Genomic DNA, 22,214 nt, shown 5'->3' with positions numbered 1-22,214 from the left:
GGCGCGGGAGTATAAAGTCCTCCGCGCCCGCTGTCCTGCCTGCGGGCTCAGCGGGTCTTGCCGGGGCTGAGCGCAAGGTCCTCCTTGGCGAAATCGTCTACATCTATCACCTGCCGGCGCGCCGTTTCGGCCGCTTGCAGCTGTTGCGCTTCGCCGTCATCCAGCAGGCCGGCGGCCAGTGCGGCGGTTATTTCGCTCTCGCCCGGCGCCGGTTTGAGTACGCCGGACTTGAGGGCTTGCTGCAGTTTCTTCCGCGCGGCCTGGCTGGCGTTCGACAGGTCGATGGCCTGCTGCAATGCGCCTACCGGGTCGGTGGCGGACTGAGGTCGATAGCAGCCGGCGAGCAGCTCTTCCAGGGCCGGGTCGCCACGGTCGCGGCCGATCACCCCGGCCACTTCGGCATCCAACCGATCCGAGGGGCCGGGGTGGCGTCGGCCGAGCGGGAACACCAGCACCCGCAGCAGGCCGCTCATCAGGGCATTGGGGAAGTTATCGAGCAGCCCGTCCAGGGCCTGCTCGGCCTTGCCCAGGCTCTCTTCCAGGGCCCAGCGCAGCAGTGGCTGCAGGTGCTCGGGGTAGTCGCGGTCGTGGTAGCGCTTGAGGGCGGCCGAAGCCAGGTAGAGGTAGCTCAAGGCGTCGCCCAGGCGTGCGGACAGGCGTTCGCGGCGTTTCAGCTCGCCGCCGAGCAGCAGCATGCTGCTGTCGGCCAGCAGGGCAAAGCTCGCAGCCAGGCGGTTGAGGGCGCGGAAGTAGGGGCGGCAGAGGTTGTCGCCGGGGACATCGCCGATGCGCCCGAGGCTGAGGCCGAGCAGCAGGCTGCTGGCGGCATTGCCCACGGCGAAGCCGATATGGCTCAGCAGCAGCTGGTCGAACTCTGCCAACGCCTGTTCGCGGTCGTCGCGGCCCGCCAGGGCCATTTCGTCGAGCACGAAGGGATGGCTGCGAATGGCGCCCTGGCCAAAGATCATCAGATTGCGCGAGAGGATATTGGCGCCTTCCACCGTGATCGGGATGGGCGCCCCCTGCCAGGCGCGACCCAGGTAGTTGTTGGGGCCGAGGATGATGCCCTTGCCGCCGTGCACGTCCATGGCGTGGCCGATGCATTCGCGGCCACGCTCGGTGAGGTGGTACTTGAGAATGGCCGAAAGCACGGAGGGTTTCTCGCCGAGGTCCACGGCGCTGGCGGTGAGGATGCGCGCGCTGTCCATCAGCCAGGCGTTGCCGGCGATGCGCGCCAGGGCTTCCTGGATGCCTTCGAAGGCGGCCAGGGGCACATTGAACTGTTCGCGGACGCGGCAGTACTGGCCGCTGACCAGGCTGGTGAACTTGGCCATGCCCGTAGCCGCCGCCGGCAGGGAAATGGAGCGGCCCACGGAAAGGCAGTTCATCAGCATCATCCAGCCTTTGCCGAGCTTGGCCTGGCCACCGATGACGAAGTCCAGGGGCACGAACACGTCCTTGCCGGAGTTGGGACCGTTCATGAAGGCGGCGCCCAGGGGCAGGTGGCGCCGGCCTATCGTCACGCCGGGGGTGTCGGTGGGCACCAGGGCCAGGCTGATGCCGAGGTCTTCTTCCTCGCCCAGCAGGTGGTCCGGGTCATGGGCCTTGAAGGCCAGGCCGAGGAGGGTGGCCACCGGGCCGAGGGTGATGTAGCGCTTTTCCCAGGTCAGGCGCAGGCCCAGGACTTCCTGGCCCTGCCACTGGCCCCGGCAGACGATGCCGACATCGGGCATGGCGCCGGCGTCGGAGCCGGCCAGCGGGCCGGTCAGGGCGAAGCAGGGGATGTCCTCGCCGCTGGCCAGGCGCGGCAGGTAGTGCTGGCGCTGCTGGTCGGTGCCGTAGTGCAGCAGTAGTTCGGCGGGGCCGAGGGAGTTTGGCACCATCACGGTGGACGCGAGGTCGGCGCTACGGGTGGCCAGCTTCATTGCCACCTGGGAGTGGGCGAGGGCGGAGAAGCCCTTGCCGCCGTACTCCTTGGGGATGATCAGGGCGAAGAAGCCATGCCGTTTGATGTGTTCCCAGGCCTCGGCTGGCAGGTCCAGCTGCTGGCCGATCTCCCAGTCGCTGACCATGGCGCAGAGCTCTTCGGTGGGGCCGTCGAGGAAGGCCTGTTCTGCTTCCGTCAGCTGCGGGCGCTGGGCGTCCAGGAGCTTGTGCCAGTCCGGGCGGCCGCTGAACAGTTCGCCATCCCACCAGACGGTGCCGGCTTCAATGGCGTTGCGCTCGGTCTCGGACATGGGCGGCAGTACCTGCTGGAACCAGGCGAACAATGGCGCGCTGAGCCATTTGCGGCGCAATTCCGGCAGCGCCAGGGGCAGGGCGACGCCCAGCCATGGCAGCCAGAGCAGAAGCAGCAGCCAGCCCGGAGCGCGGCTGAACAGCCCCATCGCCAGCAGGAAGCCGGCCACCAGGGCCAGGGCGGGCAGGGGAGCGGTGCGGCGGTGGGCAAGATAGGCATCGCCCAGGATCAGAGCGAGTAACCAGAACAACAGCATGGTCGATCCTCCTTGATGGCGGCGCGGGGCTGTCACGAGCTTAGTCGCCATCCGGAACCATGGCGACAGGAACGGCGAGCTTGGCCGGATCGTCGTTTCCCCGCCGGGAATGCCCTCTATAGACTGGGCCGATGCCCTGAGGAGCAACCCCCATGCAGTGCTACCTGGAACCCGGCCGCTTCGTTGATAGTGACCACCCCCTGGTGGTCGAGTTCGCCGAAAGGCACCGCGGCGCGAGCGCCGATCCTATTGATCAGGCTGTCAGCCTGTACCGCGCGGTGCGTGACGAGATCCGTTACAACCCCTACGTATTCAGCCGGGTACCCGAGACACTCAAGGCCAGCCACGCGCTGGCTGTCGGGGAGTCCTATTGCGTGCCCAAGGCTATCCTTCTCGCCGCCTGCGCCCGGCATTGCGGCATTCCCGCGCGCATCGGGCTGGCCGACGTGCGCAACCACCTCGCCACGCCCAGGCTGTTGGAATTGCTGCGCAGCGAAGTGTTTGCCATGCACGGTTACACCGAGCTGTACCTCGATGGCCGCTGGGTGAAGGCCACGCCGGCGTTCAACTTGGCGCTGTGCCGCCTCTTCGACGTTCCGCCGCTGGAGTTCGATGGCCGTCACGACAGTGTCTTCCACCCGTTCAATCGCCATGGCGAGCGCTACATGGAATACCTGGCGGACCATGGTCAGTTCGACGACCTGCCGGAGGCGCTGTTCTTCGACCACCTGGCCAGTGTTTACCCGCACCTGTTCAGCGAAGGCGCGGCTTTCCTTTCCGGTGACCTCCATGCGGAGGCGGGCACAGCGAGCTGGCGCACAGTTTCATGAGTAAAGTTTGCCGGCCGCTTTGCCATTGTCCGGCCTGCCAGTAGCATCGTCGCATTACACAGGGAGCGATGAATGCGAACAAAACTGGACGCCTGTCTGCACGCGGTCAACCAGGTACTGCTGGGCAAGGAAGCGCAGGTGCGCCTGGCCCTGACCTGCCTCCTGGCCCGCGGGCACCTTTTGATCGAAGACCTGCCCGGCATGGGCAAGACCACCCTGGGCCATGCCCTGGCCAAGGTGCTGGGGCTGAGCTTTCAGCGCATCCAGTTCACGTCGGACCTTCTGCCCGGCGACATCCTGGGCACCTCGGTGTTCGACAAGGACAGCAGCCAGTTCGTCTTCCATCCCGGCCCGGTGTTCGCCGAGCTGGTGCTGGCAGACGAGATCAACCGGGCTACCCCAAAGAGCCAGAGCGCCTTGCTGGAAGCGATGGAGGAAGGGCAGGTGACCATCGAAGGCGCGACCCGCCCGCTGCCGGAGCCTTTTTTCGTCATTGCCACCCAGAACCCGGTGAGCCAGGGCGGCACTTTCGCCCTGCCGGAATCGCAACTGGATCGCTTCCTCATGCGCCTCTCCCTCGGCTATCCGGCCAGAGCCGCAGAAAAGGCCCTGCTGCAGGGCGAGGCGCGTCGCGCGCTGTTACCGCGTCTGGAACCCGTCTTCACACATGCCGAACTGGGGTTGATCCAGGCGGAAGTACCCAAGGTGGTGGCGCGCGACGCACTGGTGGATTACGTATTGCGCCTGGTGGACGCCACGCGCAGCCAGCCGCAGTTCGCCTGGGGCCTTTCACCACGTGCCAGCCTGGCGCTGCTGTCGGCGGCGCGTGCCTGGGCGCTGCTGGCGGGGCGCGACTACGTGATTCCGGAAGATGTCCAGGCTGTGCTGCCCTCGGTGGTCGGCCACCGCCTGCGTGAGCGTGCCGATCCCTCCGGCCATGGTGGTGGCGCACTGGTGCAGTGGCTGCTGCGCGAAGTGCCGGCGCTCTGATGCTGGAAATCCAGGTCGCTCGCTGGTTGGCCCGGCGTATCCCGCCGGCCAGTCAGGTACGTCTCGATCAGCGACGGATCTTCATCCTGCCCACCCGCGCCGGCGCCGCCTTCGGGTTGGCCCTGGTGCCCATGCTGCTGGTGGCGATCAACTACCAGAACAGCCTGGCCTACGCGCTGACCTTCCTGCTGCTATCGGTGTTCCTGGTGGCCATCTTGCACACCTTTCGCAACCTGTCGGGGCTGAACCTCAAGGCCGCGGGTGGTGCGCCGGTGTTTCTCGGCGAGCAGGCGCATTTTCACGTCACCCTGGAAAGTGGCGGTCGCGAACACCAGGCCATTGCCCTCGGCTGGCCGCCCTTGCCCCTGCAGGTGCAGGACGTAGTGGCTGACGGCGCTTGTGGGGTGGAGCTGCACCTGCCGACCGAGCGCCGCGGCTGGCTGCGGCCCAGGCGCTTGCGCGTCGAAAGCCGCTATCCCCTCGGGCTGCTGGTGGCCTGGAGCTGGGTGGACCTGGATCAGGCACTATTGGTTTACCCACGCCCACTGGTGGGCGATCTGCCGCTGATACCCGGCCACGGCGACGAGGACGGCGACGATGGCCAGCATGTGCTCGGCGCCGGCGCGGACGACTACCAGGGGCTGCGTGCCTACCAGCCGGGCGACTCGCGCCGACGTCTGCACTGGAAGGCCTATTCGCGGGGGCAGGGTTTGTTCGTGAAGGACTTCGCCGCGTTGGCCGGGCGTGATCTCTGGCTCGACCTGGAGCCGCTGGACGGCGGCCTGGAACAGCGCCTGGGGCTGCTCTGCCATTGGGTGTTGCAATTCTCGGCACGCGGCCAGCCCTTCGGCTTGCGCCTGGGGGGGCAGGAGCTGGCGCCGGACACCGGTGAGGTCCATCGAGAGGCCTGCTTGCGCGCCCTGGCGCTGTTCGGGGGGCAGCAATGAAGACCGGCCTGCCGATCACCCGCATCAGCCTCACCTGGCTGCTGGTCGCCCAGGTGCTGGTGATCCTGCCGCACTTGCCTTACCTGCCGCTGTGGATCATCGCCATGTGGCTGGGCTGCGCCGGTTGGCGCATCCAGATCTTCCGCATGCGTGCGCAGTACCCCAGTGGCGTGGTCAAGGCCGCGCTGATCCTGGCCATGGCCCTGGGCGTGTTCCTCTCACGGGGCACCCTGGTGGGGCTGGAGGCGGCCGTCGTGCTGCTGGTGGCGGTGTTCATCCTCAAGTTGTTGGAGTTGCGCAGCCAGCGCGACGCCCTGGTGCTGATCCTGCTCGGCTTCTTCACCCAGGTTACTGCCTACCTGTTCAACGACGGCATGCTCGCCGCCCTCTACAGCCTCTTGCCCCTCTGTGCCTTGCTGGCCGCCCTGGTGGGGCTGCAGCAGAGCCGCTTCGCCGAGCGCCCGCTGGTGCCGCTGAAAGCCGCCGGCAGCCTGCTGCTGCAAGCGGTGCCACTGATGCTGCTGCTGTTCCTGTTCTTTCCGCGGCTGGGGCCGCTCTGGTCACTGCCGCTGCCGAACGACAAGGGTGTCACGGGTTTGTCGGATGCCATGAGTCCGGCCGACATCGCAGAACTCAGCCGCTCCGGCGATCTGGCCTTCCGCGCCAGTTTCGAGGGGCCGGTGCCGCCGATGAGTCAGCTCTACTGGCGCGCGCTGACCCTCGAGCGCTTCGATGGGCGTCGCTGGTCCCAGTCCCTGGGTGCCCAGCATGCACCGGCTGCCGACTGGCGCAAGGAAGGTGAAGCGCTGCGCTACAGCATCGTCATGCAAGCCAGTGGCCGGCCCTGGCTGTTTGGCCTGGATGTCGCCGAGACGAGCGAGGAGGGCGTGCGGGCCACGGCCGACTTCCGTCTGGAACGGCGTCGGCCGGTGGACCGCTCGCTGCTCTACCAGGTCACTTCCTGGCCTCAGGCGGTGCGCGAGCCCGAGGGTAATCCCGGAACATTGACCCGGGCCCTGCAGTTGCCGCCCGAAGGCGAGCCGCGCACGCGGTCCTGGGCGAATGAACTCAAGCGGCAGCACACCGATCCGCAGGAACTGGTGGATGCGCTGCTGGCGCATTTTCACCGCGAACCCTATGTCTACACGCTCAAACCGCCGCCGCTGGGGGCGGACAATATCGATGGGTTCTTGTTCGATACCCGTCGGGGGTTCTGCGCCCACTACGCAGGCGCCATGACCTTCGTCTTGCGCGCCGCCGGCATTCCCGCGCGGGTGGTGGCCGGATACCAGGGAGGCGAGCTCAATCCGGCCGGCAACTACGTGTTGGTGCATCAGTTCGATGCCCATGCCTGGGTGGAGTACTGGTTACCGGGGCGTGGCTGGATCAGTGTCGACCCGACCTTCCAGGTGGCGCCGAACCGCATCGAGCGGGGCCTGGAAGAGGCCGTGGCGGGGGAACAGAGCTTCCTCGAGGGCTCACCCCTGTCGCCCTTGCGCTATCGACAGTTGGCCTGGCTGAACCAGGTTCGGCTCGCCTGGGACAATCTCAATTACGGCTGGCAGCGCTGGGTGCTGGGTTATCAGGGCGAAGCCCAGGTCGAACTGGTGCGGCGCTGGTTCGGCAGCCTGGACGGGCGTGCCCTTGGCGTTGGCCTGGTGGGGGCCGGCGCGGTGCTGATGGCGGTACTGGCACTGTTTCTATTTGCCCCCTGGCGGCGAGAGCGCGACCCGCAATTGCGCCAGTTCCAGGTTTTCGAGCGGCTCCTGGCGCGCCATGGCGTGGTGCGCGGCAAGGGGGAAGGACCGCGGGCCTTCGCTGAGCGTGCGACTCGCGAGCTGCCCCGGCAGGCGGCGTTAATCCGGGCTTTCCTTGCGGCCTTCGAAGCCAGCCGCTATGGCAGTCGCCAGGGGCTCGACTCGGCCAGGCCCCTGCGTGCCCTACGTAAGGGGTTGCCCTGGCGCCTGCGGGGAGTGCGCGGATGATCCATGCTCAATAGTGCCGCGCCCGTGTATGGGCCTGATATCTGGAGAGACTGAACATGGCCAGTTCGCTGGACGATCTGATTGCTCAGGTGATTGGTCTTGAGATTCGTCTGAACGCCTGCGTCGAACGCCTGGCAGCCCGGACGGATGACGAGGCCCTGCACGACCTGCGAGTAGCGACCAGGCGCCTGCGCAGCTTGCTGCGTCCGTTTCGTGGGCTGCCCGCAGCGGATGTGCTTAGTCAGGCTGCGGCTGACGTGGCAGCGCTGAGCGGCCCGCTGCGGGACCTGGAAGTATTGATCGTCGAATTACGCAGTCACGGCCTGGACCGACTGACGCAGGATCGCGAGCAAGCGCGGCGCACGGGCTATGCGCAGTTCCTCCTGGCGCCGGAACTGTCGCGCTTGTTTCAGGTGCTCGACGCCTGGCCGCATCTGATGCGGGTGTGTGATCGCGAAGGGCTGCTGAAGGGCGGGCGCAAGGCAATCGAAAAGTTCCTTGCCAAGTGTCGGCGCCGGCTCGAAGACGGGCTGCGCGACCCCTCGCATGATCGGCATCGCCTGCGTCTGCTGATCAAGCGCCTGCGCTATGGGTTGGACGCTTACCCGGGAGTCGTCGAGCTATCTCCCAAGGCCCGGCGTCTGCTGGTGGGGGCGCAGTCCGCGCTGGGCAAGTGGCACGACCATGTCCAGTGGCTGGCCCGTGCGGAGCAGGAGCCGGACCTGCGACCGCGAATTCGCGCCTGGCAATTGGCGCTGCATGCGGCGGAAGTTCGCTCGGACCGGGTGCTGGAAAAGCTCTTGCGGCGCCTCGTCTGACCCGACCTTGGCCGATCTCCCCTTGGTGTTGGCGTGGCTGCCTTGCGGCGCGGCTTTCGAGCCGGAGAGGCAATGCCCTAAGATCGCCGCTTGGGCGTTTCACTACAGGGATTTCTGATGAACTTTTCCGAATTGATCCAGGCGGCTCGCAGCAATCCGAGCCGCGTGGTAGTGCCTGCGACCTGGGGGCAGGGGCGGGCGGTTTTCGGTGGCGTGGTCGCTGCACTGGCCTTCGACGCCATGCAGGCGAAGGTCGAGCCGGGCCGCCCGGTGCGTTCCCTGGCCACCACCTTTGTCGGTCCCCTGGAGCCCGAAGTACCGGCCAGTTTCGAGGCCGAGTTGTTGCGCGAGGGGAAAGCGGTGAGCCAGGTGTTCTGCCGCGTGGTGCAGAAGGGGCAGGTCGTAGCGCTGGTGCAAGGCAGTTTCGGTGGGTCGCGCCAGTCGGTGGTGCACATGGATGCTGAACCCGCTCCCGAGATGAAACCGGCTGCCGACTGCTTCGAACTGCCCTTCATCCCGGGCGTTACCCCGGAGTTCACCCGCAATCTGGCCATGCGCTGGTCCATTGGCGGCATGCCATTCTCCAACAGTCGCGAGCGTGACATGGGTGGCTGGGTGCGTTTCCGTGGAGACGTGGCGCGTGAACCGATTGCTGAGGCCCACCTGCTGGCCCTGGTGGATGCCTGGCCGCCGGCTACCGTGCCGCACCTGCCGGAGCCCGCACCGGGCAGCACTCTGACCTGGACCATCGAATTCGTGCAGCCACTACCGAAGCTGGATACCCACGACTGGTGCAAATACCGCGCGCGCATCGAACATGCCCGCGATGGTTACGGCCACGCTGCGGCGGCCTTGTGGGCGCCGGACGGCGAACTGGTGGCCATGAGTCGGCAGACAGTGGTGGTGTTCAGCTGAGCACCCGGCCATGGCACGAACGCCTTGGCTGGAACTGCCGTCATCCGGTATCCATAGGATGGCGTTGAGCGAAGCGATACCCATCAGTACTGATAGACGGGAATCGCTAGCTCCACCGATCCAACGAACTACCATGCTCCGGTTTCAGCGCTTCTTGCGCCAGTTGCGCCACCACTGGCCACTGAGCAGGAAGCGCGGAAAGGTGACGAACTGCTCCACCAGCAGCCGGCCTATGGCGTCCTTGCGGTCGCTGAAGGGCTCTGGTTGCACCCCTTCGAGCTTGTGCCCGCGCCCCTGCAGGGCCAGGGAGGCAATGATGCCGATGATCCCCAGCACGAATGGCCGGAAGCTGAAGCTGAACAAACCATAGACCAGGGTGATCGCCGCGACGATGAACAACGGCACGGCAATCACATGCAGGATCAGGTTGGCAGGATGCTGGTGGTTGTCGGCGTAGGTCCGCCATTGCCACGCATGCAGATTGGGAAGTCGTTTGCCCATGACCGGCTCCTTGAGGGAATGTCGGCAGCATAGTCCGGCCCTTGCGAGCCGGCGAATGCCTTCTTCCTATGGAGCAGATAGGCCGCTGCGGGTCGTCAGGCGCGCAGTTTGAGCCGGCGTATAGCCTGGGATAGCTCGCTGGCCAGCCCCGCCAGCTCATTGCTGGTGGCGGCGGATTCCACGGTCTGGCTGACGGTGAGTTCGGTGACGTCGCGAATACCCACCACCGCGCGGGTCATTTCTTCGGCCACCTGGCTCTGTTGCTCGGCCGCCACGGCGATCTGCGTGTTGCTCTGGCGCATCTGCGCTACCGCGCCAGTGATGGCCGCCAGGGCCGCACCGGCTTCATGGGCGGCCTGCACGCAATCATCGGCCTTGATCGAGCTTTCTCGCATGAACTCCACCGCGTCGCGCGTACCGGCCTGGAGCGTGCTGATCATGCTGGTGATCTCGTCAGTGGAGTCCTGTACGCGCTTGGCCAGGTTGCGAACCTCGTCCGCCACCACGGCGAAGCCACGGCCCATTTCCCCGGCGCGAGCGGCCTCGATGGCTGCGTTCAGTGCCAGCAGGTTGGTCTGCTCGGCGATGCCGTGGATGACGTTGACCACGCCGCTGATCTTCTGGCTGTCCTCGGCGAGGCGCTGGATGGTTTCGGCGGTCTGCTGTACGCCGGAAGAAAGCCCGGCGATGGAGTACTCGACGCGTTCCACCACCAACTGCCCGGCACCGGCCAACTGGTCGGCATTTTGCGACTGGTCGCGGGTGTCCGCGGCATGCTGGGCGATGTGGTGGACGGTGGCGGACATCTCGTTGATGGCGGTGGCCGCCTGATCGGTTTCGCTCTGCTGGCCGAGCATCCCCTGACGGACCTCACCCATGCTGTTGGCCAGACGTGCGGCCCCCTCGTCAAGGCGGGCGACGGCCTGGGCCACGGTGCTGACCACGCGTTCGTAGCCCGCCTGCATGGCGTTGAAGGCGCTGGCCATCTGGCCTACCTCGTCACGACTGTCGAGCGGCACGCGGGCAGAGAGGTCGCCGCTGCGCTCGACGTCGAGCATCACGTCCTTGAGGGTGTTCAGGTGGCTGAGCAGGAATCGGATCAACAGCTGCGATGCCGCCAGCAAGGCGACCATCAGCAGGAACACAGAAATCGCATACTCGATAGCGCGATCACCAAACAGCTGGATCAGGCTCGGGCTGCTGGCCAGCACCGCGACACGTTGGCCGTCGGGGCGGTCGAACACCAGGGCGCCTGTGGTGGGATCACTGCCGAGCAGGTTGTCGTGCTTCAGTGCCACCCAGCCATTGGCCCTGGCCAGGGCGTGGCCGCCGGGCAATTGGGGAGCGCTGCCAGGGTTGAATGTGATGATCCGGGGCAAAGCGGGAAGGGGCTGGTCGGCGGGCCAGGACTTGAGCAACTGCGCTTGGGTCGCGGCGGCGGCACGGGCATCTTCGGCACGACCCTGCTGCTCCAGGAAGAGCGCGTGCAAGACCAACAGCAGGGTGGTGAAGAAGGCGACCGCGTTGACGGCCCAGAACTTGTACTTCAGGGAAATATCGCGAATCCAGGTACCCATGATGTTCTTCTTATGACTCGGACGGTGTTGGCAAGGTGCCAGTATTTTCCGACAGAAATTTCCTACCGGAGTTGATCCGAATCAACAGGAAACGGGGTCGAGTCGCTCAGTCGGTGGCCGGCAGCCCGAAGAAAGCGCGCGCGCATGCGGTGGTGTGAAGGGCGAGTTCTTCCGGGCTTTCGCCACGGTGCAGGGCGACCTCTCGCAGCACTTCGGTGAGGAAGGCCGGTTCGTTGTGGCCGTGCTTGGGCTTGGGTCGCAGGGAGCGAGGCAGCAGGTAAGGAGCGTCGCTTTCGAGCATCAGGCGGCCACGGGGAATGTCGCGCACCAGGGGGTGCAGGTGAGTGCCACGGCGTTCGTCGCAGATCCAGCCGGTAATGCCGATGTGCAGGTCGAGGTCGAGGTAGCCGTAGAGGGCGCGCTTCTCGCCGGTGAAGCAATGCACCACGGCGGCGGTCAACCGGTCGCGGAACTCCCGCACGATGGCCAGCAGGCGTTCGTCGGCGTCGCGTTCGTGGAGGAACACCGGCTTGCCCAGTTCGACGGCCAGGGCCAATTGCTCTTCCAGGGCTTTCTCCTGCTGCGGACGTGGTGAGAAATCGCGGTTGAAGTCCAGGCCGCATTCGCCGACTGCACGTACCCGCGCTTCACCCAGCAGCGCGCGAAGTTGCCGTTGGCTATCGCTGTTCCAGTCACTCGCTTCGTGGGGATGCACACCGGCGGTACTGAACAAGCGCAGGCCGCTTTCATCCAGTTGCTCGGCGGCCAGCAGGGCCTTCTCGCTATCTTCGAGGCTGGTGCCGGTCAGCACCAGTTGACAGACGCCGGCTTCCCGGGCGCGCTCCAGCAGGGCCCGGACGTCGCGGGCGAGGCTGGGGTGGGTCAGATTGACGCCGATGTCGATGAGTTGCATGGTGCTACCTCAGGTTGGAGCAGGCAGCATAACAAAGCTCGAAATAATTCTAAAAAAACCAATCTTTACAGGAACTTGGCGGCATATGTTGAAGTCGATACCACGCTTTGACTGGCATCGAGCGCGAAGCTGTGACACTCTCCGCGCCCCTCGCTCGCCAGCCAAGGATTCGCGGCGCAGCAGCTCTACACGTTCGGGCGCGCGCTGACACCCCGCCCAGTCCCTGGAGAATCGATGACGCGACCGCTGCTGTTCCTGCTCTGCTTGCTGGCGCTGCTGCCCTATCCGGCGAGCGCGCGCCTGGCAGGGCCGCCGGAAGTCTGGCAGCAGCCGGCCGAAGCACGGGACCTGGCACAGATCCGCCGCACCGGCGTGCTCAAAGTGTTGGTGAACCAGAGCCGCAACAGCTCCGGTGAGGTCAAGGGCGAATCGGTCGGCATCGAATACCACCGCATCCGTGCTTTCGAGCAGTTTCTCAACCGCAACGCCCGCGACGGGCGTGAAATCAAGCTGAAGATCTTGCCCAGGTCCAAGGACCAGTTGCTTGCTGCGCTACAGCGAGGCGAGGGCGATCTGGTGGCACCGGGAGAACTGATCAACCAGGGAGTTGGCGCCAATGTCAGTGCCAGTGCGCCACTGCGCAAGGATGTGCCGCTGGTGCTGGTCAGCCGCCAGGGACAGCGCCGTTATCAGCGCCTGGAGCAGTTGTCCGGCCGTAGCATCGCGCTGCCCGTGGGCAGTGCCGCGGGCGAGGCGTTGCGCCAGGTGAACGAGACGCTTGCCAGGCGTAATCTGGCGCCCATCGTTGTTGAGTGGGTCGATCCGACCCTGGCGGTGGAGGATGTGCTGGAGATGGTCCAGGCCGGCATTTTTCCGCTGACCGCGGTGGAGCAACCGATCGCCGAGCGGTGGGCCAAGGTGATGCCCAAGCTGCGCCTCGACAGGCACCTGGTGCTGGACCGACAGGGAGACATGACCTGGTTCGTCCGCCGGGATGCTCCGACACTGCGAGCCAGTGTCAACCGATTCCTGGCCGAGTACCGGGCGCCGGATGACCAGGATGCGGCTTTCCAGCGCGTGTATCGGCGCGTGTACAGGGTGCATAACCCCCTGGCGCGTAACGAACGCCAACGCCTTGAACGGGTGCGCCCGGTGTTGCAGCGCTACGCGGACCAGCATGACTTCGATTGGCTCAGCCTGGCCGCGCTTGCCTATAAGGAGTCCAGCCTTAACCCCTCCGCCAAGGGCGCCAGCGGCGCCACCGGGCTCATGCAGATAACCCCTGGCGCGGCGCGCAGCGTCGGTGTGGGGAATATCCAGAAGCTCGATAACAATGTGCAGGCGTCGGCCAAGTATCTGGCCATGCTGCGCCGTAACTTCTTCGCCAGCGCCCAACTCGACGAGCGCGAGCGAATGGCCTTTGTCCTCGCTGCCTACAACCTTGGTCCGCAGCGGGTCCAGGCGATGCGTGCAGAGGCCAGGCGCCGTGGTCTGAACTCGAACCAGTGGTTCTTCCAGGTGGAGCGCATCGCCGGTGAGCAAGCGGGTATGGGTGTCGTGAACTACGTCAACAGCGTGAACAAGTACTACCTGGCGTACGACCGCGAGCGTTATCTACTGGAGCCTTCGAAAAAGGCCGGTAAGACGCGTAAATAATCGAATTAATCGATTATTGCGCTGAGAAATTTGCGATTTTAATATCAAATAATTCTACTAAGCTTGTGTTCATCGACTCCCACAACACAAGGAACACCTCGATGAGCAACCCGATCAAACCCATCCTCGCCACCAACGCCGGTTATGGCATCACCTTGCTGCGGATCATTACCGGTCTGACCTTCATGGCTCATGGCGCACAGAAGCTCTTTGGCATGTTTGGCGGTTATGGCCTGGCGGGTACCGGGCAGTGGATGGAAAGCATCGGCCTGACTCCCGGCTACCTCATGGCCCTGATGGCTGGAAGTGCGGAGTTCTTCGGTGGCCTGGCCCTCGTGATCGGCTTGCTGGTGCGTCCGGCCGCAGCCGCACTGGTCGTCGCGATGGTGGTGGCCGTGTTCAGCGTGCACTGGGCCAGCGGCTTCTTCATCACCAACGGTGGTTTCGAATACGCCATGATCCTCGCCCTGATCAGCGGTACCCTGCTGATCGAAGGTGCCGGCAAGATGTCCCTGGATCGCAACCTGGCCAACTGAACCAGGTAATGAAAGAGGCCCGCTTCGGCGGGCCTCTCTGCGTTTCAGGGCTGCTTTTTCCGTGCCGCCGCCAGTTCGACCGCGGCCTGGAGGCGCAAACGCTCCTGCGGATTGAATCCTTCTTCTTCCAGGCGGCTGATGGCCGCAGCCTTATCGCCCGCACTGAGGCCCTCGCTGGCCTCGATACGCGTTTTTTCCTTCAGGTAGGCCTGCAATCGCTGCTGCCATTGCAGACGCTGTTGATCCAGGGTTTCCAGCCTGGCCGTGGCCTCGGCGCCGACCAATTGCTGGCGCAGTTGGCGAACCTGCTCGGGGCTGCCGCCTGCGGCCTGAAGCGCACCCACCTGGGCGCGGAGTTCCGCCTGGAGCTGGCTGGCAGCCATGGCCTGCAGTGCCTCGGGCAGAGTGCTGCGCAATTGGTCAATGGCCGCAGCCTTGCCCGCAGGGTCCAGGGCGGTATCCCGCTGAATGGCCAGGCGCTGCAGCGTAAAGCCGTTGTAGGCTTCTTCGTTGGCGAAGAATGCCTGATGAGCATCAGCGCTGAAGATCCTTGCCCGCAGTGCCTGTACCGCCGCTTCCCGCTGACGCAGGGCCGTGAGGTCGGCGAGCAGCGGCAGTTCGCGCTCCAGTTGCACCAGTTGGCGCTTGTAATCGAGGTACTGGTCGAGCAATGCCAGTGCCTGGCTCTCGGCCGGTGCGTCCAGTTGCTCGGTGATATGACCCCGCAGGCGCTGGATGCTGCCGCTCAGGGGCTCTTCTCCCTGGGTGCTGAGGAAGTAATCGAAGATGCGCCGGATGTCCTCAGTGACGAGCAGGTTGCCTGCGGCATCGACATGGAAGCGGCCATCCACGCCTGTTCCGGCCAGCGACGCAGGCATGGCTTTCTTGCTGGGCACCGCCATAGGGGGACTGTCTGGAGCGAGGACGGTGGTGGGTGCCACCGCCAGTGTGGTTGGTGTGGTGGCAGTTTTGCGTGGCGGGGTGACGCTGAAGGCCGCTGGGGCCGGATTGCCGCCCCATTGCAGCAGGATGGCCAAGGCGCCGGCAAAGGCGATGGGAAGCAGCAGGAGGAATTTTTTCACTGGGGCTCTCGGCAGGCTGGGCAAGTGCGGGGCCCGAAGACCCCGCGGAATGGGCTCAGAGCCCGTCGTTCTTCAGCCGGTTGGCCTGTTGACGATAGACGGTGACCGGATCGGTTTCGAACAGGCTGGTCAGCCCAAGCGTCTGGTTGACCTCGTCCAGGTGGTTCATCCGGTAGTTGTCGCGGATGACTTTGCCCAGGTGCGAGCTGCAGCGTCCCACGAGGCCGTCGTTGGCTTCGCCGTTGAAGGTCAGGGAACTGGCACCGAGCAAGGCATCACTGACATCCAGAACGTTGGTCAACGGGCTGGTTCCACTCCAGGAGTAGTAGCGCACGCCATTGACCTGGTAGGCACCTTCGCCACAGGTCGTGGCGGGCAGGCCCTGCGGGAATCGTGCGTTGAAGGCGGCTGCACCTTGGCTGTTGAGTGACGCCAGCGCGCCGAGGGCGTTCTGCTGGAGGTCGCTGCTGCTGCCGGAGAGGAAGTTGATCAGCGCACCCAGTCCGTTGACGATGCCGGCCAGCAATGCTTCGCCGGCAGAGCCTGGCGGCACGTTGCGGATGAAGTCGGCGGTGGCCGAACCCTTGTGTGGCGCGCCGACGCTCGTGGCGGAGGCGACCAGGTCAGGGCGTGCGGCAGCCACGTAGCGAATGGTCGGGCCGCCATGGCTGTGACCGATCAGGTTGACTTTGGGGCTGCCGCTGATAGCGACGATTTCTTCTACCTGCTCGAGCAGCTCTTCGCCGCGTGCTTCGGTGGTGTTCAGCTGGCTGACTTCGGTGACGTAGACGCGGGCGCCGTCGCGGCGCAGTGCGGAGGGAACGCCGTACCAGTAGTCGACGCCGAGGATGCTGTCGAATCCGAGCATGCCGTGGGTGAGGACGATCGGGTAGCGGGTCTGGGTATAACCGCTGGAGCCGAACCAGAGGGCCTGGGCCTGTCCGGAGGCGGCGAGACCAGCGGCAAGGCATAGGGCGAGCAGGGTCTTGTTCTTCTTCATGTGTGCTCTCGACTGTTGTTCGTGGGAGGGCCGGACTGCATTCCGTGGCGTGGCCACGCCCATCCTGGGCGTGCACTTCGAACAGGGCGGATGGCAGAAACCATGCCAGTGGGCGCGAGATGCGGATAAGTGCTCTGGATTGGGGTTTTTGCAGATGTTTACATCCGTTCACCCAATGATGTCGGCCAGTTTCCTGTTACGGGGCGAAACGTCAGGCTGGGGTCGGAGGCCGCAACGGCCATTGTCCGATGGCGTGATAGCGGGTGCCCCTGGCGCTGTTTTCCGAGGCATAGAGGGTGAATTCGGTGGCCGGCCAATCGAAGGTTGGGGTGGGTGCGGAGGGCAGTCTCGGGCAGTGGCGGGCCAGGGTCAGATGGGGTTTGAACGGGCGTGTCTCCAGGTTGAAGCCTGCACTCAGCAATGTTTCACGCAGACTGTGCTCCAGGTCGGTCAGGGCGATTGGCGTCCTGCTCGGTGCCAGGTACAGCAAGCCGTTCTTCCAGCGCGCCAGGCGATCCAGCTGCAGGGTGAACGCCGTGGGCGTCAGACTCGCGGCCAATGCCTCCAGTGACGCCACCTGGCCTCGGGGTTGCGAGCCGAGGAAGGCAAGGGTCATGTGCAGGTTCTCGGGCGCCACGGACTTGCCATCGATGGGATTCCGGGCGCGCCAATCGCTGATGTCGCGGGCCAGTTGCGGGCAGCAGGGAATAGCGAAGAACAGGCGCAGCGGCGGGGTGCTCATGGGCGTCTCGCAGGGCGAAGTGGTCGCCTTGACAGTATTGCGCGGGCTTCTCTAGGATGTCGCCCCATGCGCCGATTTAGTCAGCTACTTGCGGGGCGCGGAAGTCTTCAGAGGCTTCGAAATACCGCTAAAGCGCTGGTTCGGTGTCGCCTCTCACCGCTGCCCAGCGGGATCCAATGAGGCGGAGACATGACACCATGACCTGTCCCCAACCGCTGCTCCGACTAGCCCCGATCACCACTGGGCTGGTATTGCGCAATCCCCGAATACTGCTCGGCGGTTCCCACCAGCCGACACTCCTGCGTTATCTCGAAGGTTGGCCCCAGCGCTGGGGTCGCCCGCGCAACTTCCTCATTCAGTTCGTCCGCGAAGGCGAGTCGCTCGCCCGTTTCTCGTCCGACAGCTTTGACATGGCCGTGATCCAGGCGCCTTCGGCGGAGGAGTTGCCAGAAGCGCTCAGTCAGCTGGTGCGGGTGGCGCGGCAGGGGCTCATTACTCGTCGTTGATTCGTGGCGGATTACCCCGTCACGGCGCTCTACGGATAATCGATCTCGACCACGTACCAGGTCTTTTCCCCCGTCGGGGCGTTGACTCGCACTTCGGCGTCCAGCGCCTTGCCCACCAAGGCGCGTGCCAAGGGGGAGTCGATGCTGATTTGGTTCTGCTTCAGGTCGAATTCGTCGGGCCCGACGATGCGGTAGCGGGCTTGCTCGCCATCATCGTCTTCCAGGGTCACCCAGGCACCGAAGTAGACCTTGCCGGGGTCGGCCGGACGTTCGCGCACCACCTTGAGGCTTTCCAGGCGCTTGGTCAGGAAGCGCACACGGCTGTCGATCTCTCGCAGCATCTTCTTGCCGTAGGTGTACTCGGCGTTCTCCGACCGGTCTCCCTGGGCAGCCGCTTCGCTCACGGCCTGGGTGACCTTGGGCCGGCGTACGTGCCACAGCTCATGGAGCTCCGCGCGCAGGCGAGCTTCGCCTTCCGGGGTGATCAAGGGTGTACCGGCGTTGCGGGGTGGGCGATAACGGCTCATGGCGGTCCTGCAGGAATTCGGGAGGCAAAGCCTATCAAGCTTCGCGCAGGACCGTCAGTGGGCTGGCGTTGAGTGCGCGGCGCGTGCCGATCACGCCAGCGGTACCGACCAGCAGGGCGCCCAGCAATGGCAGCAAGAGCAGCCAGGGGTGGGGCTGCCAGTGCAAGTCAAAGGCGAAGCGGTAGAGCAGGGCGCTGACCAGTTCGCAGCCGAGGGCCGCGAGCAGGCCACTGCAGGCACCAAGCAGCGCAAACTCCGCACGCCGTGCCTTCAGCAAGAGCTGCCGTTCGGCGCCGAGCGCGCGGAGCAAGGCGCCTTGGCGGATGCGCTCGTCCAGCGTGGATTGCAGCCCTGCGAACAGCACGGCAAGACCTGCGGCGAGGACGAAGAGCAGCACGAACTCCACTGCCAGGGTGACCTGGGCCAGGATGCTACGCAACTGCGCCAGGATGGCTTCCACCTGCAGCAGGGTGACGGCGGGGAAGGCGCGAGACAGCTCCACCAGCTCGCGGTCGTGGCGCGGGGGCAGGTAGAAGCTGGTGAGGTAGGTGACGGGGAGGTCGGAAAGGGTGTCCGGGGCGAAGATCATGTAGAAGTTCGGCTGGAAATTGTCCCAGTCCACCTCGCGCAGGCTTGTCACCTGGGCATCTCGCTGCAGGCCGCCCACGCTGAAACTGAGGCGGTCGCCAAGCTTTAGCCCAAGGCTTTCGGCGAGCTTGGCTTCCACCGATACGCCCGGCAACGCGGTTTTCGGCAGGTCAGTCCACCAGTGACCCGCCACCAGCCGGTTATCACTCGGCAGCTGGGCCGACCAGGTCAGGCTGAGGTCACGCTGCACAGCACGTTCGCCCTGGGATTCCTTGCTGACGAGCTTGCGTACAGCTTCGCCATTGATGGCGGTGAGGCGGCCAGGTACCACCGGGTAGAGTGGTGTGGGGTGGGGCGAGAGGCTGGCAAGGCGGTTGGCGAAGGCTTCCTTTTCGGCGGGCAGGACATTAAGGGCGAAATGGTTAGGCGCGTTCTCCGGTAGCTGGTTTTGCCAGGTGTCCAGCAATTCGCCGCGCAGCAGTGCAATCAACGCCATGGCCAACAGGATCAGGCCGAATGCCAGGGACTGTCCGGCTGCCGCCAGGGGGTGGCGCAGCAGTTGGCCGATGCCCAGGCGCCAGGGCAGGGTCGCACTGGCCAGGAGTCGGCGCAGTCCTTTCAGTCCAGCCAGTAGCGCGCCGCCCAGCAGCAGGGCTGCGACCAGGCCGCCGCCGAGCAGGGCGAGCGTGAGTTTCAGGTCGAGGCTCAGGCGCCACATGATCAGGCCGAGGGCTAGAAGTGCGGCACCGTATATGAGCCAGGCGCTGGGGGGTAGCGGCAGCAGGTCGCGGCGCAGAACCCGTAGTGGTGGAACACGGCCCAGTGCAGCCAGTGGCGGCAGGGCGAAGCCGGCCAGGGCAAGCAGTCCGGTGGCGACTCCCGCCAGCGCTGGCACCATGCCGCCGGAGGGAATCACTGCTGGTAGTAACCCGCCCAGCAGTTTGAACAGCATCGCTTGCGCAAGCCAGCCGAACACGGCGCCCAGAGCACTGGCAAGCAGGCCCAGTAATGCCAGCTGCAGGCCGAATAGAAGAAGGGCTTCAAGGCGAGACAATCCAAGGCAGCGCAGCAGTGCGCTGGCGTCATAGCGGCGCGCGGCGAAGCGAGCGGCGGACAGGGCTACGGCAACCCCGGCGAGCAATACGGCAGCGAGACTGGCCAGGTTCAGGTAGCGCTCGGCACGGCCAAGAGCGCCGCCGATCTGGCGGTTGCCCTGGCGAGCGTCTTCCAGCCGCTGGTTGGCCTCCAGGCCGGGTTCAATGGCAGTCCGGTAACGACTCAGGAGTTCATTAGGGCCACTCCAGAGTTCGCGATAGCGTACGCGGCTGCCGGGCTGTACTACACCGGTCGCTTCGAGGTCGTCCAGGCTGATCAGCACCCGTGGGGTGAGACTGTAGAAGTCGCCGGCGCGATCCGGCTCGTAGGTCAGCACCCGCGTCAGGCGCAGGGACTTCTGTCCGACGTCGATACTATCGCCGGGCTTGAGATTCAGGGTGGCGAACAAGCGTGCCTCGGCCCACGCTTCGCCAGGTTCGGGGCCGCTGCCAGTCGTTTCTTCGCCATAGGGCTGCGCCGCGCTCTTCAGCTCCCCGCGCAATGGATAGGCCGGGTCGACGGCCTTGACGCTGGATAGCTGGATCCCGTCGTCAGCGGCGATCACGCTGGAGAACTCCACCGCGCGGGCGTGCCTCAGGCCTAGCTGCAGGCCGCTTTCAACCTGTTCGGCCTTGGCGGGGGATGAGCCGCTGAGCAGCAAGTCGGCACCGAGGAACTCAGTTGCGCGTAGCAGCATGGCGGCGTTGAGGCGGGCACTGAAGTAGCCGATGGCACTGCTGGCGGCGACCGCGACCAGCAGGGAGAAGAACAGCACTCGTAGCTCGCCGCTGTGGGCATCGCGCCACAGCTGGCGTGCGGCCATTGCCAGCAGGCGAGCGAACGGCAGTCGTCGCATCAGGGCTCCACCTGCTCGACCAGGCGTCCGCCTTCGAGGCGGATCAGGCGACGGCAACGATGGGCCAGACGCTCGTCATGAGTCACCAGTACCAGGGTGGTGCCGCGCTCCTGGTTGAGCTGGAAGAGCAAGTCGCTGATGCGTTCGCCGGTATGGCTGTCGAGGTTGCCGGTGGGCTCGTCGGCGAAGAGTACATCGGGCTCGGCGGCAAAGGCGCGAGCAATGGCGACTCGTTGCTGTTCGCCACCGGAAAGCTGGCGCGGATAGTGGCTGAGTCGCTGGCCAAGGCCGACCCGCTCCAGCAGCTGGCGTGCGCGTGCGCGTGCATCCCGGTGACCTTCCAGCTCCAGCGGGAGCATGACGTTTTCCAGAGCGTTGAGGTTGTCCAGCAACTGGAACGACTGGAACACGAAGCCGACATGTTCTGCGCGAACCCGCGCACGTTGGTCTTCGTCCAGGCTCGACAGGGCGCGGCCGGCCAGGTGCACTTCGCCGGCACTGGGCAGGTCGAGCCCGGCCAGCAGGCCAAGCAGGGTGGATTTGCCAGAGCCGGAGCTGCCGACGATGGCCAGACTGTCGCCCTTGCCGAGGTCGAGGGAGAGGTCGTGAAGGATGATCAGCTCGCCTTCCGCGCTGGGAACCACTTTGCTAAGGTTCCGCGCATCAAGAATGCTTGCGCTCATGGAGAATCCAATGCGTGCCTGGTTGTTGGGCGGCTGCCTGTCCCTGTTTCTGTTGGCGCAGGAGGCCATGGCGGGGACCGTGCTGGTCGTCGGCGATAGTATCAGCGCCGCTTTCGGGCTGGAATCCAGTCAAGGTTGGGTGTCTTTGCTGGAGAAACGCCTTGCCGAGAAGGGTTACAAGCAGCGAGTGGTGAACGCCTCGATCAGCGGCGACACCAGTGCTGGCGGGCTGTCCAGGCTTCCGGCGCTCCTCGCTGAGCACAAGCCTGAACTGGTGATAATCGAGCTTGGTGGCAACGATGGGTTGCGTGGCCAGCCGCCGGCGCAATTGCAACAGAATCTTGCCAGCATGATCGACAGCTCCAAGGAGCAGGGCGCCTCGGTGCTGCTGCTCGGTATGCGCTTGCCGCCGAACTATGGGGCTCGCTACATCACGGCTTTCGCGAATGTCTACAGCACGCTGGCCGCGGAGAAACAGGTGCCGCTGGTACCTTTCTTCCTAGAGGGGGTGGGCGGTGTGCCGGAAATGATGCAATCCGATGGGATTCACCCGCGGGCGCAGGCGCAGTCGCGGTTGCTGGACAACCTGTGGCCGACCCTGGAACCCATGCTCTGACGCTTTTCCCGCGGCTCGCTTTCGGCTAATGTTGCGCACCCTCCCTGGAGTCCTCCATGCCGCGCCCCGTCTGGTCCCTGTTTGGCTACAAAGTAATAGAGCCTGACGAGCAACTCGACCTGTTCGCCTGTCGCGAAGTGCGTCTGCATCTGGTGGCACGCCAGCTCGAACTGGGTGGTTTCGCCGATCGGACTCTCTGCGGTGGCCTGCTGCCCGCTCGGCCACGCTGGAGTACACTGGAACTGCAATTGTTGCGAGACCAGCGCCTTTGCTCCAACTGCCGTTCTACCCTCGAGGCTCAGCGTCAGGGGCAGCACTCGGTCTGGTAGGAAGCCTGAGGGCTCCCGGTGCGGCTC

The 22,214-nt window shown here is 65.3% G+C and carries 21 protein-coding genes; 11 read left to right on the top strand and 10 right to left on the bottom strand.

Features of this window, described 5'->3' with window-relative positions; translation table 11 throughout:
• Window positions 1–47: 47 nt before the first annotated feature.
• The gene (locus AAHM40_RS15420; RefSeq protein ID WP_342245426.1) at window positions 48–2,495 is read right to left on the bottom strand and encodes an acyl-CoA dehydrogenase; all 2,448 of its coding nucleotides are present in this window, start codon (window positions 2,493–2,495) and stop codon (window positions 48–50) included.
• A 152-nt stretch (window positions 2,496–2,647) separates the two neighbouring features.
• Here AAHM40_RS15420 and AAHM40_RS15415 point away from each other — a divergent pair, with 152 nt between their 5' ends.
• From AAHM40_RS15415 to AAHM40_RS15390, 6 genes are all read left to right on the top strand, one after another.
• Window positions 2,648–3,325: a transglutaminase-like domain-containing protein gene (locus AAHM40_RS15415; protein ID WP_342245425.1), complete on the top strand. Its 678-nt coding sequence runs from the start codon at window positions 2,648–2,650 to the stop codon at window positions 3,323–3,325.
• 72 nt (window positions 3,326–3,397) lie between these two features.
• The gene (locus AAHM40_RS15410; protein ID WP_280285467.1) at window positions 3,398–4,315 is read left to right on the top strand and encodes an AAA family ATPase; all 918 of its coding nucleotides are present in this window, start codon (window positions 3,398–3,400) and stop codon (window positions 4,313–4,315) included.
• Entirely contained in the window at window positions 4,315–5,262 is a 948-nt protein-coding gene (locus AAHM40_RS15405; protein ID WP_342245424.1) for a DUF58 domain-containing protein, read from the top strand. Before AAHM40_RS15410 ends, AAHM40_RS15405 begins: the two co-directional genes overlap by 1 nt.
• The gene (locus AAHM40_RS15400; RefSeq protein ID WP_342245423.1) at window positions 5,259–7,247 is read left to right on the top strand and encodes a transglutaminase TgpA family protein; all 1,989 of its coding nucleotides are present in this window, start codon (window positions 5,259–5,261) and stop codon (window positions 7,245–7,247) included. Before AAHM40_RS15405 ends, AAHM40_RS15400 begins: the two co-directional genes overlap by 4 nt.
• A 56-nt stretch (window positions 7,248–7,303) precedes the next feature.
• Window positions 7,304–8,065, top strand: a complete 762-nt coding sequence (locus tag AAHM40_RS15395; RefSeq protein WP_342245422.1) for a CHAD domain-containing protein — start codon at window positions 7,304–7,306, stop codon at window positions 8,063–8,065.
• A 117-nt stretch (window positions 8,066–8,182) separates the two neighbouring features.
• Window positions 8,183–8,980, top strand: coding sequence for an acyl-CoA thioesterase (locus AAHM40_RS15390; protein ID WP_342245421.1), 798 nt, complete (start codon window positions 8,183–8,185; stop codon window positions 8,978–8,980).
• A gap of 144 nt (window positions 8,981–9,124) precedes the next feature.
• Here AAHM40_RS15390 and AAHM40_RS15385 read toward each other — a convergent pair whose 3' ends face one another.
• From AAHM40_RS15385 to AAHM40_RS15375, 3 genes are all read right to left on the bottom strand, one after another.
• Window positions 9,125–9,481, bottom strand: a complete 357-nt coding sequence (locus AAHM40_RS15385; protein ID WP_028627299.1) for an Mpo1-like protein — start codon at window positions 9,479–9,481, stop codon at window positions 9,125–9,127.
• Window positions 9,482–9,576: 95 nt separating this feature from the next.
• Window positions 9,577–11,058 (bottom strand): methyl-accepting chemotaxis protein, encoded by a 1,482-nt coding sequence (locus AAHM40_RS15380; RefSeq protein WP_342245420.1) that lies wholly within the window; start codon window positions 11,056–11,058, stop codon window positions 9,577–9,579.
• 106 nt (window positions 11,059–11,164) lie between these two features.
• Window positions 11,165–11,971, bottom strand: a complete 807-nt coding sequence (locus AAHM40_RS15375) for a TatD family hydrolase (protein WP_342245419.1) — start codon at window positions 11,969–11,971, stop codon at window positions 11,165–11,167.
• A gap of 234 nt (window positions 11,972–12,205) precedes the next feature.
• Between AAHM40_RS15375 and AAHM40_RS15370 the strand changes: the two genes are divergently transcribed.
• Window positions 12,206–13,627 (top strand): transglycosylase SLT domain-containing protein, encoded by a 1,422-nt coding sequence (locus AAHM40_RS15370; RefSeq protein WP_342245418.1) that lies wholly within the window; start codon window positions 12,206–12,208, stop codon window positions 13,625–13,627.
• 101 nt (window positions 13,628–13,728) lie between these two features.
• Window positions 13,729–14,163, top strand: a complete 435-nt coding sequence (locus AAHM40_RS15365; protein ID WP_342245417.1) for a DoxX family protein — start codon at window positions 13,729–13,731, stop codon at window positions 14,161–14,163.
• Window positions 14,164–14,207: 44 nt separating this feature from the next.
• Here the strand turns inward: AAHM40_RS15365 and AAHM40_RS15360 are convergent, their stop codons facing one another.
• The 3 genes from AAHM40_RS15360 to thpR form a co-directional block, all read right to left on the bottom strand.
• Window positions 14,208–15,245 (bottom strand): lipase secretion chaperone, encoded by a 1,038-nt coding sequence (locus AAHM40_RS15360; RefSeq protein ID WP_342245416.1) that lies wholly within the window; start codon window positions 15,243–15,245, stop codon window positions 14,208–14,210.
• Between the two features lie 55 nt (window positions 15,246–15,300).
• Window positions 15,301–16,245 carry a triacylglycerol lipase gene (locus AAHM40_RS15355; RefSeq protein ID WP_342245415.1) on the bottom strand — a complete coding sequence of 315 codons (945 nt, stop codon included), beginning with the start codon at window positions 16,243–16,245 and terminating at the stop codon, window positions 15,301–15,303.
• Window positions 16,246–16,456: 211 nt separating this feature from the next.
• Entirely contained in the window at window positions 16,457–16,987 is a 531-nt protein-coding gene (gene thpR, locus AAHM40_RS15350; RefSeq protein ID WP_342245414.1) for an RNA 2',3'-cyclic phosphodiesterase, read from the bottom strand.
• Window positions 16,988–17,184: 197 nt separating this feature from the next.
• Between thpR and AAHM40_RS15345 the strand changes: the two genes are divergently transcribed.
• Entirely contained in the window at window positions 17,185–17,493 is a 309-nt protein-coding gene (locus AAHM40_RS15345) for a class I SAM-dependent methyltransferase (protein WP_280285480.1), read from the top strand.
• 29 nt (window positions 17,494–17,522) lie between these two features.
• Here the strand turns inward: AAHM40_RS15345 and greB are convergent, their stop codons facing one another.
• The 3 genes from greB to AAHM40_RS15330 are packed head-to-tail and all read right to left on the bottom strand — an operon-like array spanning window position 17,523 to window position 21,242.
• Window positions 17,523–18,020: a transcription elongation factor GreB gene (greB, locus tag AAHM40_RS15340; RefSeq protein ID WP_342245413.1), complete on the bottom strand. Its 498-nt coding sequence runs from the start codon at window positions 18,018–18,020 to the stop codon at window positions 17,523–17,525.
• Window positions 18,021–18,054: 34 nt separating this feature from the next.
• Window positions 18,055–20,559 carry an ABC transporter permease gene (locus AAHM40_RS15335; protein ID WP_342245412.1) on the bottom strand — a complete coding sequence of 835 codons (2,505 nt, stop codon included), beginning with the start codon at window positions 20,557–20,559 and terminating at the stop codon, window positions 18,055–18,057.
• Window positions 20,559–21,242 (bottom strand): ABC transporter ATP-binding protein, encoded by a 684-nt coding sequence (locus tag AAHM40_RS15330; protein WP_342245411.1) that lies wholly within the window; start codon window positions 21,240–21,242, stop codon window positions 20,559–20,561. Before AAHM40_RS15330 ends, AAHM40_RS15335 begins: the two co-directional genes overlap by 1 nt.
• A gap of 10 nt (window positions 21,243–21,252) precedes the next feature.
• Here AAHM40_RS15330 and AAHM40_RS15325 point away from each other — a divergent pair, with 10 nt between their 5' ends.
• Window positions 21,253–21,858 carry an arylesterase gene (locus AAHM40_RS15325; protein WP_342245410.1) on the top strand — a complete coding sequence of 202 codons (606 nt, stop codon included), beginning with the start codon at window positions 21,253–21,255 and terminating at the stop codon, window positions 21,856–21,858.
• A gap of 56 nt (window positions 21,859–21,914) precedes the next feature.
• Window positions 21,915–22,187 (top strand): hypothetical protein, encoded by a 273-nt coding sequence (locus AAHM40_RS15320; protein ID WP_342245409.1) that lies wholly within the window; start codon window positions 21,915–21,917, stop codon window positions 22,185–22,187.
• Window positions 22,188–22,214 lie beyond the last annotated feature (27 nt).

Origin of the sequence: Pseudomonas sp. OTU5201 (assembly GCF_038440135.1) — a bacterium.
Taxonomy (GTDB): Bacteria; Pseudomonadota; Gammaproteobacteria; order Pseudomonadales; family Pseudomonadaceae; genus Metapseudomonas; species Metapseudomonas resinovorans.
The sequence above is the reverse complement of the archived record's forward strand: the minus strand, read 5'-3'. Positions and strand labels throughout refer to the sequence as shown.